The following is an 18635-nucleotide window of genomic DNA, read 5'->3' as shown; positions in this document are numbered from 1 at the left end:
GATCAAAACCTATTTTTTGATCCGGCCATATCAAACCACAGAGCGCGATAGCTTCAGGGGCAGATTCATGGAAAACAACATCTTTTTACAACTCAAAGAGGTATCCAAACGATTCGGACAGGTGGATGCCTTGAAATCGGTTTCATTTTCAGCCCGTCAGGGGGAGTTCCTCTCCATCCTGGGGCCCAGCGGGTGTGGAAAGACAACGGCTCTCCGGGTGGTTGCCGGTCTTGAGATCCAGGATTCCGGAAACGTCTTTATCAACAACACAGATGTATCTTCCCTGGGAGTATCCAAACGGAACGTGGGAATTGTCTTCCAGTCCTATGCCCTTTTTCCCAACCTGAATGCCGCCAAGAATATCGCCTATGGATTAAAAGGCCAGGCTTCCCGGCAGGAGATTACCCAGAAGGTTGAGGATCTCATGGACCTGGTGGGTCTCGCCGGCATGGGACAAAAATATCCGGCCCAGCTCTCGGGGGGCCAGCAGCAGCGGGTCGCCCTGGCCAGGGCCATGGCCCTGTCTCCTGATCTCCTGCTCCTGGACGAGCCCCTGTCCGCCTTGGATGCAAAGGTCCGGATCAAGCTGAGATCTGAAATCCGGCGGCTGCAGCAGCACCTGGGAGTGACAACCATCATGGTCACCCATGACCAGGAAGAGGCCTTGACCATGGCCGACCGGATCCTGGTCATGAATGAAGGAAAACTGGTCCAGAAAGGCAGCCCCCATCAGATCTACGAACAGCCGGCCACCCCTTTTGTGGCTTCCTTTATCGGCTCCATGAACTTCATGGGAAAGGCCAGAAAAATGGAGCCGGGGATGTACGACATCTGCGGCCGTTCCTTTTATGTGGCCAACGAAAACGGGACGGCAAGGCTTTTAAACGGGGATCAGGCCACCCTGGCCATCCGTCCCGAGGATGTGATGATCGATTCCTCTGAAAAACAGGGACAGAACCTGTTTCCCGGCCGGATTGAAACCATGGAGTACCGGGGATCTCTTTTCCGGCTGAACCTCCGCCTGTCCACCGGGGGCAAGATTCCCGTGATTACGGCGGACCTGCCCACGGAACAGATCCGGCGATTTTCCTTACAGCAGGATATGCCGGTAACTATTTCCCTGCCGCCGGAGCGGCTGCTGGTCTATGAGGCCTCCCCGGGGGAGAGAATTCATGGGTGAGACTCTTGCCCTTCCCGGGCGTCCTGCCTTTTCACTGAGGGATCTGCTCACCGGCGAAACCACCCTGAAACGGGTGCTGATGATCCTGGTCTGCCTCTGGATGACCGGGGTGGTCATCCTGCCCGTAGGCACCCTGCTGATGAAGAGTCTGACCAATGCGGACGGTGTCTTTGTGGGGCTGGCCAACTACATGGAGTACTTTTCATCCCCGAGCCTGTCAAATTCCATCTCCAACAGCATCCTTGTGGCTGTTTTCACCACCCTGATATCGGTAAGTCTCGGCTTTGGATTTGCCTATGCCCTGACCCGTTCCTGTATGCCGGGCAAAGGGTTGTTCAAGGGAATCGCCATGATGCCCCTGTTTGCCCCGACCCTGCTCAACGGGATTGCCCTGATCTATCTGTTCGGCAGAAAAGGGCTGATCTCAAAGGGGTTTTTCGGGCTGATCCCGGGCTTGAAGATCCCCTTGTACGGGCCCGTGGGAATTGTCATTTCAGAGGTGATGTACACCTTTCCCCAGGCCATGCTCATCCTGACCATTGCCCTGAGCATCACCGACGCCCGATTGTACGAAGCGGCCCGGTCCCTGGGAGCGGGATCCCTGAGAATCTTTTTCACGGTCACCCTGCCCAGCATCAAGTACGGCCTCTTAAGCGCTGTCTTTGTCTGCTTTATCCTGGCCTTTACCGATTTCGGGGCCCCCAAGGTGGTTGGGGGCAATTTTAATATCCTGGCCACGGACATCTATAAACAGGTAATCGGCCAACAGAATTTTGTCATGGGTGCGGTGGTTTCCGTGGTCCTCTTGATTCCCACCCTGATCGCCTTTATTGCCGACCGGATGATCCAGGGACGTCAGGCAGCCATGATCGCGGCCAAGTCGGTTCCCCTGGTGCCGGAGCCCAAAAAACTTTTTGATACCCTTGCCCTGGCCTTCTGCTCCGGGATGATCTTTTTGATCCTTTCCTTTTACGCCACGGCGCTTTTTGCCTCCCTGGTCAAGGTCTGGCCCTACAAACTCGACCTGGGATTGTGGCACTATCATTTTTCCGGAACCGGCGGCGGCGGATATGCCGCCTTTTTCAACAGCATTCGAATGAGTTTTTATTCCGCGGTTTTCGGCACGGTGATCACCTTTTCATCGGCCTATCTCATCGAAAAAATCAGGATCATGAAACCGGTCCGCCAGACCGCCTATTTTCTTTCCATCCTGCCCCTGGCCCTTCCCGGTCTTGTGATCGGGCTGTCCTATATCTTTTTTTTCAATGCCAGGGGATGGGAGATTCTGGGCATCACGGTTCCCAACCCCTTTAATTTTTTATATGCCACCATGGGGATCCTGGTGCTCTCCAATATCGTCCATTTTTATACGGTCAGTTTTCTGAGCGCCACCACCGCCTTAAAGCAATTGGATATTGAATTTGAACAGGTATCCGAGTCCATGGCCGTCCCGTTTTACAAAACCTTTTTCAGGGTGAGCGTACCGGCCTGCCTGCCGGCTGTCCTTGAAATCGCCATATACTATTTTGTTAACTCCATGGCAACGGTGTCAGCGGTGATCTTCCTCTATTCCGCAGATATTCCCCTGGCCTCGGTGGCCATTGCCAATATGGACGATGCAGGTGACATTGCCCCGGCATGCGCCATGTCCATGCTTGTTGTCCTGACCAATATCCTTGTCCGGCTGGTCTTTTCCCTGGTTACGGCAAAACTCAAGGGAAAAAGTCTGGCCTGGACAAAAAAATAATCCAAACCTTGGATTGGGGATCATTTTCTAACCCGTCAATCTAAAAACAGAACAGGAGAGAACATGGATATTTTTATCCGAAACAAAAAATACACGGGGCCGGTTCAGGCTGTTGTCCTGGACTGGGCAGGGACTGCCGTCGACTACGGCTGCATCGGCCCGGCCGCAGTCTTTGTGGATGTCTTTGCCCAAAAGGATATCGAAGTGTCCCATGAAGAAGCCAGAAAATTCATGGGGCTTGCCAAGAAAGATCATATCCAGGGCATGTGCGGTCTGCCCCGGGTGGCGGAAGCCTGGAAAAAAAGATACGGACAGGGGCCTGAGGAAGCCGATATCGAAGAGCTTTACGAACAGACCGCTGTCATGATGGTTCAAACCCTTTCCCATCACAGTGATCCCATTGACGGGGTTGTCCCCGTGGTGGAGGAGATGAGAAAGATGGGCCTTAAAATCGGTTCCAGCACCGGTTATGTGAAAGAGATGATGGATGTCCTGGTTCCCCTGGCCAAAGAAAAGGGATATCACCCGGACGCCATTGTCTGCTCCTCTGATGTGCCGGCCGGACGGCCCTATCCCTGGATGTGTTATGCCAATGCCATCCGCCTGGAAACCTATCCCATGGAAGCCATGGTTAAAATCGGGGATACCCTCACCGATATTGAGGAAGGCCAGAATGCCGGCATGTGGACCGTGGGCATCACCCGGACCGGAAATGAACTGGGCCTTACCCGGGAAGAGACCCGGGCCCTGGAACCGGCCGAGCTGAACCGGCGCCTGGTAAAAATCGAGGCCCGGTTCAAACAGGCCGGCGCCCATTATATTCTGGAGAGGACCGCCGATATCCTTCCGGTCCTGGAAGAGATCGATTTAAAACTCAAATCCGGGGAACTTCCCCTGAAGGGATAGAAAATGAACCGCACAGAACCCATGGGTCTATCCGAAATTGACCTGTCCGAAGGGGATTCCAACCTCTCGTCCAACCGGGCCGGGTGGATCCGGGGCCTGGACGACCCAACCCGGGATCTGCTGGACAGGGATGCCCGGGTTTTCCTGCACCAATCCCTGTCCTCTCCCTGCATTGATGTCCTGGGCGGATGCGAGGGCAGTTTCCTGACCGATATCTCGGGGAAAAAATTCCTCGATTTCCACGGGAACAGCGTCCACCAGGTCGGCTTTGCCAACCTCCATGTGATCCGGGCCATCATTGAACAATTGGGCGAGCTCTCCTTCTGCACCCGCCGCTACACCAACGAGAGGGCCGTTGAACTGGCGGAAAAGCTGGCCGAACTGGCGCCGGGAGATCTTGGAAAGATTCTGTTTGCACCGGGCGCCACATCCTCCGTCGGCATGGCCCTGAAACTTGCCCGGGTGGCCACCGGCCGCCACAAGACCCTTTCCATGTGGGATTCCTTTCACGGGGCCTCCCTGGACGCCATCTCCATCGGAGGGGAATCCCTGTTCAGGAAAAACATGGGCCCCCTCATGCCGGGGACCGAACATGTCCCCCCGCCGGAACCCTACCGCTGCCTGTTTGAAGATTCCGGCGACTGCAGCCGGTGCAGCCTCAAATGCGCCCGGTACATCGACTATGTTCTGGACCGGGAACAGGACGTGGCAGCGGTCATTGCCGAACCGGTCCGCTGCACCTGCATCAATCCCCCGCCTCCCGGATTCTGGAAGGCCGTCAGGAAATCCTGCGACCGGCACTCTACCCTGCTGATCTTTGACGAAACAGCGGTCTGCCTGGGAAGAACCGGGACCCTGTTTGCCTTTGAAAACTATGGGGTCATCCCGGACATGGTGGTCATCGGCAAAGGCCTGGGCGGCGGCATCATGCCCTTTTCCGCCCTCATCGCCCGTTCAGACCTGGACCTGGCCCCGGACCGGGCCCTGGGCCACTATACCCATGAAAAAAATCCCGTGGCCTGTGCCGCAGCCCTGGCCACCCTGGGGATTATCGAAACCCGAGGCCTTTTGGAGCGAAGCAAGACCCTTGGCAGGCAGGCCATTGAACGTCTTGAACACCTTAAATCCCAATATGAGATCATTGGAGACATCCGGGGCCAGGGCCTGATGTTCGGTGCCGAGCTTGTCAAAGACCGAAAGACCAAGGAACCCGCCCCGGAGGCGGCGGACAGGATCATGTACCGCTGTCTGGATCTGGGGTTGAGCTTCAAGGTTTCCAAGGGCAATTTCCTCACCCTGACCCCTCCCCTGACCATTGACGAAACCGACCTGGACAAGGCCTTTTACATCCTTGCCCTGGCCTTATCCGAAACCTGTGAATAAACGAGGACCTTTATGGATCAAGCTTTTTTACCTGAAAATCCCTATCTCCTTTTAACCCCGGGTCCCCTGACCACGACCCCGGGGGTCAAGGCGGCCATGCTCAGGGACTGGTGCACCTGGGATGCCGACTATAACCGGATCGTTGAAAAGATCAGAAACACCCTGGTCCGCCTTGCCGCAAAAGGCCCCGGATACACGGCGGTTCTCATGCAGGGAAGCGGCACCTTCTCTGTTGAAGCCTGCCTGACCACGGCCATCCCTAAAAACGGGAAACTCCTGGTGCTGGCCAACGGGGCCTATGGAAGACGGATCTCTCTGATTGCCCGACGCCAGAATATCGATTATACCCTCCTTGACAGCGGGGACCTGGAACCGCCGGATCCGGAGCAGCTTGAAAAAAGGCTGGAAATGGACCCAAAGATCAGCCATGTGGCCGTGGTCCACTGCGAAACCACCACCGGCATGCTCAACCCCGTTGATACAATCTCCGAAATTGTCCACCGGTTCAACAAGGTCTTTATTGTGGATGCCATGAGCAGCTTTGGCGGCGTGCCCATGGATATGGCCGGGCTGAACATCGACTTTCTGATTTCCAGTGCCAATAAATGCATCCAGGGTGTGCCCGGATTCGGCTTTGTCATTGCCCGGCAATCCCTGCTGGAGCAGACAGAAGGCAATGCAAGATCCCTGAGTCTGGATCTCTATGACCAATGGCATACCATGGAGGCTGGCAGGGGAAAATGGAGGTTTACCTCCCCCACCCATGTGGTCCGGGCCTTTGCCCAGGCCCTTGAAGAGCTGGACCAGGAAGGAGGGGTGGACGAGCGGTTCCAGAGATATTCTTTCAACAATCGATATCTCATCACCCATATGCGGGAAATGGGTTTTATTCCCCTGCTGGAGGATGAATTCCAGTCGCCCATCATCACGGCATTCCTGAGTCCGGATCATCCGGAGTATGAGTTTATGGAATTTTATACCCGCCTCAAAGACAAGGGCTTTGTCATCTATCCGGGCAAGGTGACCCAGACAGATACCTTCAGAATCGGAAACATCGGGGATATCCACCCGCCGGACATGGAGAGGCTGGTAAAGGCTGTAAAGTCCTCTGTTTATTGGAAATAAACCGAAAAAAACCGTTCAATCAAAACCCCAATTTGTGGAGAACCAGACCATGACAGCCGGAACCCAGGGCCCGCCCACTCGGTTCGATATGGAGCAGGGCGACGTTAACACCACAAAAAACCGGGAAAGATACTGGGCCCGGAACCTCTCGGACAGGGCCAGGGATGTCTTTGAGAGGGACAAACAATACTTTTTGCACCAGAACCTGTCCACTCCGGTCCTGAATGTCCTGGCCGGGGCCTCGGGAATCTATATCGAGGACATGGACGGCAGGCGCTACATGGACATGCACGGCAACGGGGTCCACAACGCCGGATTTAACCATCCCAAAATCGTCCAAGCGGTCAAGGACCAGCTTGACCGGGGTTTAAGCTTCTGCCCCCGGCGGTATACCAATAAACCTGCCGTGGACCTGGCCCAAAAACTGGCACACATCACCCCGGACGGCCTTGAGAAATCCCTGTTCTGCCCGGGCGGTTCAGAGGCCGTTGAAATGGCCCTCACCCTGGCCAAACAGATCACCGGGAACTTTAAAACCATCTCTTTCTGGGATTCATTCCACGGTGCCGGATTTGCCGCAGCCAGCATCGGAGGGGAAGCCCTGTTCAAAACCGGTATGGGCCCGATGATGCCCGGGGCCATGCATGTTGAATTCCCCAATTATTACCGCAACCCCTGGGGATTTGATTCCCCGGACCCGGTGGATGAAGCCTGCCTGAACCAGGTAAAAACCATATTCGAAAGGCAGCCCGGGATCGCCGCCGTCATCGGCGAGCCCATATCCGCCACCCCGGTGGTCCCCTCCCGGGCCTATTGGGAAGAGATCAGGGAACTCTGCCGCCAGTACGGGGCCCTGCTCATCTTTGATGAAATCATCGAAGGCTTCGGCAGAACCGGTAAAATGTTTGCCTGCGAGCACTTCATCACCCCGGATATTCTGGTGCTGGGAAAATCCCTGGGCGGGGGGCTTCTTCCCTTTGCAGGAATGATTACCCGGTCCGATTATGACCGGCTCTCCCACCTGTCCGTCGGCCATTACACCCATGAAAAGAACAGCCTGTGCGCGGCCGCGGCCCTGGCTGAAATCAGGTGCATAGAGGATCAAAATCTGGCTGATAATGCCGCAAGAATCGGAAAGCTTGCCCTGGAACGCCTGGAAGAATTAAAGGAAAAGCATGATTTGATCGGAAACATTGCCGGCCTGGGCCTTCACATGGGCATTGATCTTGTCAAAGATCCATTTACCAAAGAACGGGCCGTAGAGGAGGCCGAAATTATCATGTACAAGGCCATGGAAAAGGGGCTTGCCTTTAAGACCATTGAGGGGAACATCATCACCTTAAGGCCGGCACTGACCATCACCCCGGAAGAGATGAGCCGGGCCATTGACATTTTAGACGAGTGCATCACGGAAACGGAACAGGAAATTTCATATTAATCCTTGCCTGCCAAAAAACTGCCTGCCTATATTCCGGTCCAGATTTAACCCCAACAGTGCATAAAAATTTATGAAAACAAAGGCGGAGCTGCTTCAGACCGAACTCTTCTTTGTAAAATCTTTAAACAACTCCCTCTCCTATGACTCAAGACTGAAATTCCATCCTAGATCAAAAAACATTTTCTTTTTGTAGAAAAAATACAAAAATATTTATTTCTTATAAAATTATTTATTTTAGATAGTTATAATATTTTTAATAAATTTTTAATTTAAAGCTTGACCTGAATAAAAATATTATGTTGTAATTCTACATAAATTTGAATAATTTTTTTCTTGTTCATCTGAAAAGGGGGAAACCACAGCAAATGGATATCTTTAAAGAAATTCGTATCCAAAGAGACGGTATGCGCAAGTCGGAACAGAAGGTGGCCGATCTTGTCTTTGCCAGCCCTGATTTTGTCATGAACGCGTCCATTACCGATGTCTCAAAGCGGGCCGGGGTGAGCGATCCCACGGTGATCCGGTTTTGTAAAAAAATCGGTCTCAAGGGGGTTTCCGAACTCAAACTGAAGCTGGCCGCATCCAAACCGGTCATGGATGCCATTCTCGAAGATATCACCCCGTCGGATTCCATTGAAACCATTTTTACCAATATCATGGGCTCGGTATCCGAAGCTGTAAGCAATATGGATCGAGGCATGGACAGGGCTCTTCTGGACAAAGCCGTAAACATCTTGGCCGGGGCAAAGCGGTGGGAATTCTACGGCATGGGCGGGTCCGGGGTTGTCGCCCACGACGCCCATCATAAATTCTTCCGCCTCGGCGTTCCCTGCGTGGCCTATGCGGATTCCCACATGCAGGTGATGAGTGCCACCCAATTGGATGAGTCTGCCGTGGTGGTGGTAATTTCCCACTCAGGCGCCACAAAAGATATTATTGAATCTGCTGAAATCGCCCGGGCTTCGGGTGCAAAAGTCCTGGGCATCCTGGGGAAAAAGGCTTCGCCCCTGGCCTCTCACTGCGACATTCCCCTTTGCGTCTCTTCCAGGGAAGTGGCCCTGAGACTTGCCCCCATGGTGGGGCGTCTCATGCAGCTTGCCGTTCTGGATGTTCTGTTTGTGGGGGTGGCCATGCGCCTTCTCGGGAAAACCGGTTTCTCCAGGCTGGACAAGGTAAAACGGGCATTACACAGCAAAATCGTATGAATTTTCATCGATTTTGCTTTTATTTTTCGGACAAGGTGCTTTTGTCCGACGAACCCATAATTGATAAGGAGAATTTGATGTTTAAAGTATGGAAAACAATGGCGTTGATGATGGCATTGATCCTTTGCACGGCCGTTACGGCAGGAGCAGGGCAGGATCTTCTTGAAAAGATTAAAAAAGAGGGTAAGATTGTTATCGGCACCACCCTGGCAGCCCCTCCCTTTGCCTACCGCAATGACAAGGGGGAACCCGAAGGTCTGGAGATCGACCTGATGAACAAGCTGGGCGAATACATGGGAGTCGAGGTTGAGGTTGCAGACATGGCCTGGGGCGGATTGATCCCTGCGCTCCTGTCCGGCAGGATTGATATTATCGGCGCCCGCATGTCTGCCACAATGGAACGGGCCACCAAGGTTGTCTTTGCCCATCCCTGGCTTATGACCGGGACATTTGCCGTTGCCAAAGACAAACAATTTGTCAACTGGGAAGATCTCAACAAGCCTGGGGTGAAAGTCTGTGCCATTGCCGGCGCCATAGGAGCCGCCGTTGCCAAGGCCAAACTGCCCAAGGCCAAGCTGGTTACCTATGAACTCGACGGAGACCAGCTCAAGGCCCTGAAAGACGGCCGTGTGGATGCTGTTTTGAATGATGAACTCATCGTCATGGGATTTGCCAAAAAGATCCCTGGAGCAAAGGTCCTTACAGGCAATATGCAGCCGGATGCCTACGCCTATGCGGCCCGCCCGGACTTTGAATCCTACCGGATGAAAAACTGGCTTGACCTCTACTTTGCCACCATCATGAGAACCGGAGAATACGATGAGATCTACAAGAAATGGCTGGGCAAGGACTGGGAACCCGACTGGAACCTGCACCCCTGATCCTGTCTTGCGTTGATTGAAAAAATATCGGGCGGGTGATCTCACCCGCCTGAAAAATAATAAAACTTTATCCGGCCTGAAAAAATGGATTACAATTTTAATTACAATATCATGATCGAATACCTTCCGGATATTCTGATCGGCCTGGAAAACACGATCCTGATTTCAGTGGTCAGCATGTGCTGTGCCATTATATGGGGTGTGGCCGTGGCCCTGGCCCGGTTGTCCCACAGGACATGGCTGAAACGGGCCATGGGGCTATATGTGGAATTTATCCGCTCCACACCCCTTCTGGTTCAAATCTACTTTCTGTTCTTCGGGCTGCCGGAATTCGGTATCATTCTCCCGGCGTTTCTGGTGGGTGTGTTTGCCCTGACCCTGAACTCCGGAGCCTATGCCGGTGAGATCATAAGAGCCGGGATCGAGTCCATTCACCAGACCCAGTACGAGGCGGCCGACTCCCTGGCCATGTCCTACGGCCAGAAAATGAGGTACGTTATCCTGCCCCAGGCCTTCCGGAACATCCTCCCGCCCCTGGTGGGCCAGGGATCCTACCTGGTCAAAGATTCAGCCCTTGTTTCGGTCATGGGGCTCATTGATCTGACCAAGGCCGCCGCCGTAACCCAGGCCACCACATTCCGGCCCCTTGAGGCCTTTCTTCCGGCCATGGTCCTCTATCTTGTGATTATTCTGACCCTGATCTACGGTTCCTCCTTTATGGAGAACAAGATGAGGAGGTGGTAAATGGATATGTTCAATATGGTGGGAAACCTGACCCTGCTGCTGGCGAAAAAAGGACTGCCCGTAACCATCACCCTTGCCCTTGCCGGCTTTGCATGCGCTGCTGTTTTCGGCAGTTTAGTTGGGGTGATCCGCTTTTTTAAAACCCTGATTCTCTCCCAGGTGCTAAAAATATATGTGGACTGCATGCGCGGTCTGCCCTTTCTCATGATCCTCTTTTTTCTCTTTTACGTGATGCCTTTTTTCGGAATGCGGATGTCTGCCATGACCACGGCCATCCTGGCCCTGACCCTTCATACCGGGGCCTATGTTTCGGAAATCGTCCGCGGGGCCCTGGTATCCATACCAAAGGTTCAGCACGAGGCCTCCAAGGCATTGGCCATGACCACCTGGCAGCGGATGCGGTACGTGATCGTCCCCCAGGCCATGCAGCTGACCCTGCCTCCCCTGGCCGGGCAGGCGGTCCTGCATATCAAAGACACCTCGGTTGTCTCCATCATCGCCCTGATCGAACTGACCCGGGTGGCCCGGGTGCAGATGCAGTCCAACATGGAACCTTTAGTGACCTTTGCCGTATTATCGGTATTTTACATTGTTTTATGTTACCCGGTCCTCCGGCTTGCGGCCCATCTTGAACAACGGATCATTGAAAAGGACAAGTAGAATCCAAGGAAAAACCATGCCTATTATTTCCGTGAACAACCTTCATAAGAAGTTCGGTTCCCTCGAAGTACTCAAGGGAATCAGTTTTGATGTCAATATCGGAGAAACCGTTGTCTTTGCAGGACCGAGCGGTTCGGGAAAATCCACCCTTCTGCGCTGCCTCAACGGCCTGGAAAAAATCGAATCCGGCCGGATCTTCGTGGACGGGACAGAGGTCCAGGACCCGCAAACGGATATGATTGATCTCCGCCGCAGGATCGGGATGGTCTTCCAGAGTTTCAACCTCTTTCCCCATCTCACCATTCTTGAAAACATCACCATTCCCCTGACCAAGGTCCGCCACATGGATCTGGAGCCGTCCAAGGAGCTTGCAAAATCTTTGCTGGCCAAGGTGGGGATTGAGGAGAAGGTGGATGTCTATCCGGGCAGGCTGTCCGGCGGGCAGCAGCAGCGGGCCGCCATTGCCAGGGCACTGGCCATGGAGCCCAAAGTTATGCTGTTTGATGAGCCCACATCTGCCCTGGACCCGGAACTCACAGGAGGGGTCATTGATATTCTCAAGGACCTGTCCCGGTCCAATATGACCATGCTGGTGGTGACCCATGAGATGAACTTTGCCCGGCATGCCGCCGACAGGATGATCTTCATGGACGAAGGCCATATCGTGGAAGAGAATCATCCCGAAGAGCTCATTAAAAATCCAAAGCACGAGCGGACAAAAAGATTCATGACACAGATTGCATATGATTGATTTATATGAAAAACAAGGAGTTTGAATGCAGGATATTTTAAATGCCATTGAGGCTGCAGGAATTTTCCCCGTTGTAGAAATTGATAGGCTTGAAGATGCTGTACCCGTGGCAGAAGCCCTGAGAAAAGGCGGTATTGCCGCCATGGAAATCACCCTGCGCACTCCCTGCGCATGTGATGCCATCCACGCAGTACGCAAGGCCTTTCCAGAGATGATGGTCGGGGCCGGAACCGTGCTTACCCCGGATCAGGTCGAACAGGCCCGGGACGCAGGTGCAGGATACATGGTGTCCCCGGGGTACAATCCCAGGATTGTCCGGTATTGTCTCGATGCTGGCATACTGATCATCCCCGGAATCGACAGTCCTTCCGGAATCGAACTGGCCATTGAAGCCGGCCTGTCCGTACTCAAATTTTTTCCGGCACAGTTCAGCGGAGGCATCGACGGCCTCAAGTCCATGGCCGCCCCCTTCAAAAACCGGATCCGGTTCCTGCCCCTGGGCGGAATCACCCCTGAAAACATCTCCGACTACGTGCGGTGCGGCGAAGTACTGGCCGTCGGCGGAACCTGGATTGCCAAAAATGAGATCATCCGGGAAGGCGATTTTTCCCGGATCACACAAAATGCCCGGGAAGCCATGGCCCTGCTCCATGGATTTGAATTTTCCGGGCTGGAACTTAATGTTTGCGGCAAAAATCAGGATGCCGACCTTCTGGACACCCTGTCCCGGGTGTTTACACTTCCCCGGTCAGGCCTGACAGCGCTGCGCGCCCTGGAAGACGGGGACAGCAATCTTTCTGGCAAAATCCGCATTGCCTGCAACAACATCAAGCGCGGGGCCATGTGGCTCAAAAACCAGTCCATTCAAGCCGATACCGAGCTGGTTGAACTAGAATCCAAAGATGAAACCTCTGTGGTCCTGGCGGGCAGGCCAGGCGGTTTTAGGATTCAACTGATAGAAAAATAAGGCCCCCAAGGAGGATACCATGACAAGATATGCAATGCTCGGTGAAATCATGCTGAGACTCAAGTCCCCGGGCCATGAGCGGCTTTTCCAGTCCCCCATGCTGGAAACCAGTATGGCAGGGGCAGAGGCCAATGTTGCCGTGGGTCTCTCCTGTCTGGGCGAAGACGCATCCTTTATCACGGTTCTGCCGGAAAATGATCTGGGCAGGAATGTAATTTCCGAGCTTCGCAGGCACGGGGTCGATACCTCAAGGATATCCATGGTTCCCGGCAGGCTGGGCCTCTATTTTGTGGAGGCCGGATCCAATCACCGGCCGGCCAGGGTGATCTATGACCGTGCCGATTCCTGTATGGCCGGGGCCGAACCCGGCACCTTTGACTGGAAGGAATTGTTTGCCGACCGGGACTGGTTTCACACCTCCGGCATTACCCCGGCCATCTCCGAAACGGCCATGCAACTCACCCTGGAGGCCATGAAAACAGCCAGGCATATGGGACTGACCGTGTCCTGCGACCTGAACTTCAGGGCGGCCCTCTGGCAGTACGGACACCCCCATGTGGAGGTCTACCGAAAGATGATGGAATATGTGGATGTCCTGATAGCCAATGAAGGCCACTACCAGTCCTGTCTCGGCCTGACCCGCAGGGTCAATGAATCCGACATCACAGAAAACCCTGAAAATTACCGGCAACTGGTGGATGAAGTTTTCCAAACCTGGCCCGGAGTGAAGCGCATCGCAACCACGGTCCGGAGAACCTTCTCCGCTGACCACCAGGCCATTGCCGCGGTCCTGGCCACCGGGAACGACATGTGGGTGTCACCGATTTTTGACATCGAGAACATTGTGGACCGCATCGGCGGGGGGGATGCCCTCACGGCCGGTCTGTTCCATGGATTGAATCGGACAGGGGACAGTCTGGAGACCATCACCTTTGCCGCGGCAGCCTCGGCCCTTAAACATTCCATCCCCGGAGACTTTCTCAGGGCCTCCCTGGACGAAATCCAGGCCCTTGCCCTCGGGGCAAAAGGGCGGGACCAGAGATAGCCTGGAATATTAACCAAATAATTTTTTTTATATAAGAAGGATCGTTTTATGAGAGCATTGAACCAATCCCTGGACAGGATGCCCCGTTCCGGCATCCGTGTCATCATGGATCTTGCCGCTGAAATGGACAATGTCATTCACATGGAACTGGGGGAGCCCAGTTTTCAGACCCCGGAACATATTATGGATGCCGGATGCAAAGCCATCCGGGACGGGTTTACCAAATATACCGCCAACAGCGGTCTCAAGTCCCTGCGAAAGGCCGTTCTTAACCGGCTTGTCCGGGACGGGCTCAATCCTGACCTGGAGCAGATCGGCATCAGCCCCGGCTCCGTATTTGCGCTGGTTCAGGCAGTCACGGCATGCACCAATGCAGGGGATGAGGTACTTTTATCCGATCCGGGCTGGCCCAACTACTATATGCAGGTGGTGTCCACGGACCGGGTTCCGGTTATCTATCCCCTGAAGGAGAAAAACAATTTCGAGCCGAAAGTCGAGGATCTTGAGCCCCTGGTCACAAAAAAAACACGGGTTATTGTTATCAACACCCCGTCCAACCCCACCGGAAGTGTCTATTCCCGGGAGACCATCCAAGACCTTGTGGCCTTTGCCAAAAAGCACGACATCTATATCATTTCCGATGAGGTCTATGACAAGATCGTGTTTGACGGTGAGCATGTCTCCCCTCTTTTATTTGACCCGGACGATCACGTGATCTCTATTTTCGGCATGTCTAAATCCTATGCCATGACCGGATGGCGGGTGGGGTATTACTGCGCCCCCAAAAAGATCGTTTCCCAGATGAACAAGCTGCTGGAGCCCTACGTTTCCTGCGCATCGGCCATTTCCCAGAAAGCAGCCGAGGCTGCTTTGAACGGCCCCCAGGACTGTGTGGATCAAATGGCAAAGGCTTATGGCCAGCGGCGGGATCTCATGCTGGATATCCTCACAAGGGAAGGATTTGAATTTTCCAGGCCCAGGGGGGCATTTTACCTGCTGGTCAATGTGGCCGAATCCGGTCTCGAATCCTATGAATTTGCCAAGGCACTGCTCCGGGAAAAGAAAGTGGCTGTCGCTCCGGGCCTGACCTTTGGCAAAGATTCAGATAAATTCATCCGGTTTTCATTCTGCACCAGCCTTGATGATATCCAGGAGGGCGTTACCCGGTTCTGCTCTTTTTATAAAAACAGGATCTAACCCAGCCCCCCTCTTCCAGACGGGCAACCCGGAAAATACCCCCGTGAAATAAATAGGGCGGTCAACGGCTTTACAATGTTTTTTAATGCTGATATGGCTTTGACTGGATAACCTTAGTATTTTAAAAGGATATCGTTCAAAGGGGCTGTCTGAGAGATTTGGGATCATATCAATGGCCGCCCATCAACCTGCTGGGGATAAATCCGGGAGCCGCCCATGATTGAAACCTATAGAGGCGTTGTATATCCAAACCAATTAGACCATATGGATCATATGAATGTTCAGTGGTATACGGCAAAATTTGACGAAGCCACATGGCACCTGTTCTCAGCCATCGGGATCACAAGCACCTACATCCGGGAAAAAAACAGGGGAATGGCCGCCATAGAACAGACAACAAAGTATAAATCAGAAGTCCTTGCCGGGGAACTGCTTCTGATCCGATCCAGGATATTGGAGACCACAGAGAAAACCATCCGTTTTCTGCATATCATGTACAATGCGGAAACGGAAAAAGAAGTAGCGACTTCGGAATTGCTGGGGGTTCATCTTGACCGGATCAAAAGGAAAGGTTGCCTTCTTCCGGATCATATTCAGGAAAAATGCCTGGAATTAAAAGAATAGAATAGAGAAAAAAGGGTCCGGTCTAAAAATGTGAAAAAGTGACAATTCAAAATCTGATCCTATGGTATATGAATGATATCCGGGCCTGTACAATTGCTGATCCGGGAACAGGAGGATTTAATGACCGAATGGAAATTACCCGAGTCCTACGATTTCGAAGGACGTATTGTAAGATACGGAGTATCAGGAGAAGGCCCTCCGGTGATTCTTGTCCACGGCACACCCTGGTCTTCATTCAACTTACGCCATCTTAAAAAATCGTTATCAAAAGACTTTTCTGTTTATTATTATGATCTCATTGGCTACGGTCAGTCGGATAAATCTCCTGGGGATGTATCCCTGGCCGTTCAAAACCAGGTGCTGGATCAGCTTATAGATCACTGGGGGCTGGAAAGCCCCGCCATTATTGGACACGATTTCGGGGGAACAACGGTTCTCCGGACCCACCTTATCAATAATCGCAATTTTGATAGAATTGTTCTCATTGACCCGGTTGCCATTTCCCCCTGGGGTTCACCCTTTTTTCAACATGTTAATGAGCATGAAGCCGCCTTTGCAGGCGTTCCGGATTATATTCATGAGGCAATCGTTCGCGCCTACGTGAAAACAGCGGCCTTTGCGCCGATAGAAGACAAGACCCTTGATAGGATTCTCCTTCCCTGGACAGAGCCCGGCGGGAAAGAGGCTTTTTACCGACAAATTGCCCAGGCAAACTCAAGCTACACGGACGAAGTGCAACCCCTGTATAATCAGATTCACAGGCCTGTTTTGATACTTTGGGGACGTGAAGACCCCTGGATACCGATCGATAAAGGTGAAACCTTGCACGAAATGATCCCAGGCTCGTTATTCCACCCCATCCCAGATGCAGGGCATCTGGTGATTGAAGAACAGCCTGACCAGCTTATTGCAAAAATTCGGCCTTTCCTTCAACAGGTGAAAATTCCATAACAAACCCGGTCGAGAAAAACCGCCTCATTGGGATTCAAATGATATAAAAACGATTATTCGCCGGGGAGGCCGGGGCGGGCTGCGGCGGAGACATGGAGTGGGATTCTGTAGAGCCTCTTAATGGAATGAAGCGGTTAAGAGGGGAAATTGTTTGAACGAAGTGAGTTTTTCCCCTCCAGCGCAATGGAATTTAGAGGCTCTTAGAATTCTTCACTCTGCGGAGCCGTAGTCTGCCCCGGCCGGTTGATAAATACCCTGCCTGCTTTTGCATGCTGAACAATCCAGGAATCCCGCCTCTTGAAATATAGGCGCACACTCTCCTTACATATAATCAATATCAGCAGAATCCCTTGACTTTTCAATGGGTTTTGCATATGGCTTCTGGGATAAAGATTAAAAAATGGAAACTTCCGCAAATACATCATCTATGTTATGCCCAAAATCACAAGTCAATTTAAAGCTTTTTAAAAACTCATGCGAAGTATAAAAAAAATTTATTGTACCGAATGCGGAAAACCAATCGAATATAAAAAAGATCTGCTCATTTCTTCTAAAATTTTAGGACCTTATCATTCCGCTTGTTTTATGAACCCGAATAAGGTTTCCAGTAAATTGAATAAATTTTATGGCCCCTTTCCTTTGCGCTCAAGATTTTGGATTTGGCTGATACTGGGAAATCTAATTTCAGGATTAATTTACATCCTTGAGGCAAATCCGTCTAGGCTTCTTTATGCTTTTATCGTATTGTGTAATATTGTTTTTATTTCAGCCCGTATAGGTATTTACCACACTTATGAAAAACATCTTATGTAAAGGCAATTCTTGACATAACGCGTCGTTGCAGCAGACCGCAAGAGGCGAGTCTCTTGTTTGCTCGGCGGCCCTGAATTCAACCTTATCTGAGAAAACAATGATAAAAAAAAGATAATATCCAGTTAAGCTGAACTGCCGGCCCAGAGGCTTTCAAACCGCTCGGTTGGCCGTTAGTTTATAAAAACCACTTCAAGGACCATCCATGAATAAACCTATTCAGCATAAGATAATCGACTTGATGACCCCGGTTTCAAAAGGTCTCTTTGCGGCGGATGTGCGCATCGGGCTTGTGTATACCAGTGTGAGGCTGGATAACGGCCACACGGGGATTGCATGGACAGGTCACCGACTCTCCAAAGGGTGCTGCCATCAGACGAAAGCCGGAACGCTTGCCGGAAGACCGGCAAAAGAGCTTCTCAATTACCTGGATGCTGCCGATGATCCACTTTCCCGGACAATCGGCCTTGCCACGGCCAATGCCCTTGCTTCGGGGGCGCCCCGTCCAAAAACCGTTTCCAATGAAATTCTTGAACTTATCGATATTCAGCCGACCGAGCATGTGGTCATGGCCGGGTTTTTCGGCCCCCTGATTCCCCGGCTTAAGCGGATTGGATGCCGCCTGGATATCCTGGAACTGAACCGTGACAAACCCGGCACCCTGCCTCCTGATCAAGGACCTTCCCTGCTTGCCGTCTGTGATGTTGCCCTGATCACAGCGACATCCCTGGTCGCCAACACCATGGATGAACTTCTCTCCGGTCTTGGGAATATCCGGTCTGCCGTGATTCTGGGTCCATCTTCCTTTATGCGGCCCGAGGTTTTCTCGGACACACCGGTGACCCATATTGCCGGCGTCCGGGTCAGAGATGCCTCTGCCGTGGAGAGGATTGTTTCCGAAGGCGGCGGAACAAAAACCCTGAAACCGCACATGGACTTTGAGACGATCTGCCTTACTCCCTGAATTGATTCTTTTTTCAATTGCCTTTGCTCATGACCAGAGATCTCAGGAGAGGAACCT

General features: G+C 52.6%; 17 protein-coding genes. All 17 read left to right on the top strand.

What is annotated here, in order from left to right; genetic code table 11:
• Window positions 1-67 precede the first annotated feature (67 nt).
• The 17 genes from F608_RS0114565 (at window position 68) to F608_RS0114480 (ending at window position 18578) form a co-directional block, all read left to right on the top strand.
• A complete protein-coding gene (locus F608_RS0114565; protein WP_022666381.1) occupies window positions 68-1180 on the top strand; it encodes an ABC transporter ATP-binding protein in 1113 nt (370 codons plus the stop codon).
• Entirely contained in the window at window positions 1173-2927 is a 1755-nt protein-coding gene (locus F608_RS0114560) for a putative 2-aminoethylphosphonate ABC transporter permease subunit (RefSeq protein WP_051148578.1), read from the top strand. Before F608_RS0114565 ends, F608_RS0114560 begins: the two co-directional genes overlap by 8 nt.
• A gap of 63 nt (window positions 2928-2990) precedes the next feature.
• Window positions 2991-3833, top strand: a complete 843-nt coding sequence (phnX, locus tag F608_RS0114555) for a phosphonoacetaldehyde hydrolase (protein ID WP_022666379.1) — start codon at window positions 2991-2993, stop codon at window positions 3831-3833.
• A 3-nt stretch (window positions 3834-3836) separates the two neighbouring features.
• Entirely contained in the window at window positions 3837-5216 is a 1380-nt protein-coding gene (gene pbfA, locus F608_RS0114550; protein ID WP_022666378.1) for a (R)-1-hydroxy-2-aminoethylphosphonate ammonia-lyase, read from the top strand.
• A 12-nt stretch (window positions 5217-5228) separates the two neighbouring features.
• On the top strand, window positions 5229-6341 hold the full coding sequence (gene phnW / locus F608_RS0114545) for a 2-aminoethylphosphonate--pyruvate transaminase (RefSeq protein WP_022666377.1): 1113 nt from the start codon (window positions 5229-5231) through the stop codon (window positions 6339-6341).
• Between the two features lie 49 nt (window positions 6342-6390).
• Complete coding sequence (gene pbfA / locus F608_RS32025; RefSeq protein WP_022666376.1) at window positions 6391-7779, top strand: (R)-1-hydroxy-2-aminoethylphosphonate ammonia-lyase; 1389 nt, start codon at window positions 6391-6393, stop codon at window positions 7777-7779.
• 365 nt (window positions 7780-8144) lie between these two features.
• Window positions 8145-8984: a MurR/RpiR family transcriptional regulator gene (locus tag F608_RS0114535; RefSeq protein WP_022666375.1), complete on the top strand. Its 840-nt coding sequence runs from the start codon at window positions 8145-8147 to the stop codon at window positions 8982-8984.
• Window positions 8985-9061: 77 nt separating this feature from the next.
• Entirely contained in the window at window positions 9062-9865 is an 804-nt protein-coding gene (locus F608_RS0114530) for a substrate-binding periplasmic protein (protein ID WP_022666374.1), read from the top strand.
• A gap of 84 nt (window positions 9866-9949) precedes the next feature.
• Window positions 9950-10609 (top strand): amino acid ABC transporter permease, encoded by a 660-nt coding sequence (locus tag F608_RS0114525; RefSeq protein WP_027362775.1) that lies wholly within the window; start codon window positions 9950-9952, stop codon window positions 10607-10609.
• Window positions 10610-11269: an amino acid ABC transporter permease gene (locus F608_RS0114520; RefSeq protein WP_027362774.1), complete on the top strand. Its 660-nt coding sequence runs from the start codon at window positions 10610-10612 to the stop codon at window positions 11267-11269.
• A 16-nt stretch (window positions 11270-11285) separates the two neighbouring features.
• Entirely contained in the window at window positions 11286-12020 is a 735-nt protein-coding gene (locus F608_RS0114515) for an amino acid ABC transporter ATP-binding protein (protein WP_022666373.1), read from the top strand.
• Window positions 12021-12045: 25 nt separating this feature from the next.
• Window positions 12046-12987: a bifunctional 4-hydroxy-2-oxoglutarate aldolase/2-dehydro-3-deoxy-phosphogluconate aldolase gene (gene eda, locus F608_RS32020; RefSeq protein WP_022666372.1), complete on the top strand. Its 942-nt coding sequence runs from the start codon at window positions 12046-12048 to the stop codon at window positions 12985-12987.
• 19 nt (window positions 12988-13006) lie between these two features.
• Window positions 13007-14032 carry a sugar kinase gene (locus F608_RS0114505; protein WP_022666371.1) on the top strand — a complete coding sequence of 342 codons (1026 nt, stop codon included), beginning with the start codon at window positions 13007-13009 and terminating at the stop codon, window positions 14030-14032.
• 48 nt (window positions 14033-14080) lie between these two features.
• Window positions 14081-15229 carry a pyridoxal phosphate-dependent aminotransferase gene (locus F608_RS0114500; protein ID WP_022666370.1) on the top strand — a complete coding sequence of 383 codons (1149 nt, stop codon included), beginning with the start codon at window positions 14081-14083 and terminating at the stop codon, window positions 15227-15229.
• Window positions 15230-15445: 216 nt separating this feature from the next.
• Complete coding sequence (locus F608_RS0114495) at window positions 15446-15853, top strand: acyl-CoA thioesterase (protein ID WP_022666369.1); 408 nt, start codon at window positions 15446-15448, stop codon at window positions 15851-15853.
• Between the two features lie 120 nt (window positions 15854-15973).
• Window positions 15974-16804, top strand: coding sequence for an alpha/beta fold hydrolase (locus F608_RS0114490; RefSeq protein WP_022666368.1), 831 nt, complete (start codon window positions 15974-15976; stop codon window positions 16802-16804).
• 1015 nt (window positions 16805-17819) lie between these two features.
• Complete coding sequence (locus F608_RS0114480; RefSeq protein WP_022666367.1) at window positions 17820-18578, top strand: DUF364 domain-containing protein; 759 nt, start codon at window positions 17820-17822, stop codon at window positions 18576-18578.
• Window positions 18579-18635: the final 57 nt, after the last annotated feature.

This window comes from Desulfospira joergensenii DSM 10085 (genome assembly GCF_000420085.1).
Lineage (GTDB): Bacteria > Desulfobacterota > Desulfobacteria > Desulfobacterales > Desulfobacteraceae > Desulfospira > Desulfospira joergensenii.
This window is presented reverse-complemented; position numbering and strand designations above follow the sequence as displayed.

Coding starts and splice junctions, on each gene's coding strand:
- phnX (WP_022666379.1), top strand. CDS start 2,991: ATGGATATTTTTATCCGAAACAAAAAATACACGGGGCCGGTTCAGGCT.
- F608_RS0114560 (WP_051148578.1), top strand. CDS start 1,173: ATGGGTGAGACTCTTGCCCTTCCCGGGCGTCCTGCCTTTTCACTGAGG.
- F608_RS0114500 (WP_022666370.1), top strand. CDS start 14,081: ATGAGAGCATTGAACCAATCCCTGGACAGGATGCCCCGTTCCGGCATC.
- F608_RS0114490 (WP_022666368.1), top strand. CDS start 15,974: ATGACCGAATGGAAATTACCCGAGTCCTACGATTTCGAAGGACGTATT.
- F608_RS0114525 (WP_027362775.1), top strand. CDS start 9,950: ATGGATTACAATTTTAATTACAATATCATGATCGAATACCTTCCGGAT.
- F608_RS0114565 (WP_022666381.1), top strand. CDS start 68: ATGGAAAACAACATCTTTTTACAACTCAAAGAGGTATCCAAACGATTC.
- pbfA (WP_022666376.1), top strand. CDS start 6,391: ATGACAGCCGGAACCCAGGGCCCGCCCACTCGGTTCGATATGGAGCAG.
- F608_RS0114505 (WP_022666371.1), top strand. CDS start 13,007: ATGACAAGATATGCAATGCTCGGTGAAATCATGCTGAGACTCAAGTCC.
- phnW (WP_022666377.1), top strand. CDS start 5,229: ATGGATCAAGCTTTTTTACCTGAAAATCCCTATCTCCTTTTAACCCCG.
- pbfA (WP_022666378.1), top strand. CDS start 3,837: ATGAACCGCACAGAACCCATGGGTCTATCCGAAATTGACCTGTCCGAA.
- eda (WP_022666372.1), top strand. CDS start 12,046: ATGCAGGATATTTTAAATGCCATTGAGGCTGCAGGAATTTTCCCCGTT.
- F608_RS0114515 (WP_022666373.1), top strand. CDS start 11,286: ATGCCTATTATTTCCGTGAACAACCTTCATAAGAAGTTCGGTTCCCTC.
- F608_RS0114495 (WP_022666369.1), top strand. CDS start 15,446: ATGATTGAAACCTATAGAGGCGTTGTATATCCAAACCAATTAGACCAT.
- F608_RS0114520 (WP_027362774.1), top strand. CDS start 10,610: ATGGATATGTTCAATATGGTGGGAAACCTGACCCTGCTGCTGGCGAAA.
- F608_RS0114480 (WP_022666367.1), top strand. CDS start 17,820: ATGAATAAACCTATTCAGCATAAGATAATCGACTTGATGACCCCGGTT.
- F608_RS0114535 (WP_022666375.1), top strand. CDS start 8,145: ATGGATATCTTTAAAGAAATTCGTATCCAAAGAGACGGTATGCGCAAG.
- F608_RS0114530 (WP_022666374.1), top strand. CDS start 9,062: ATGTTTAAAGTATGGAAAACAATGGCGTTGATGATGGCATTGATCCTT.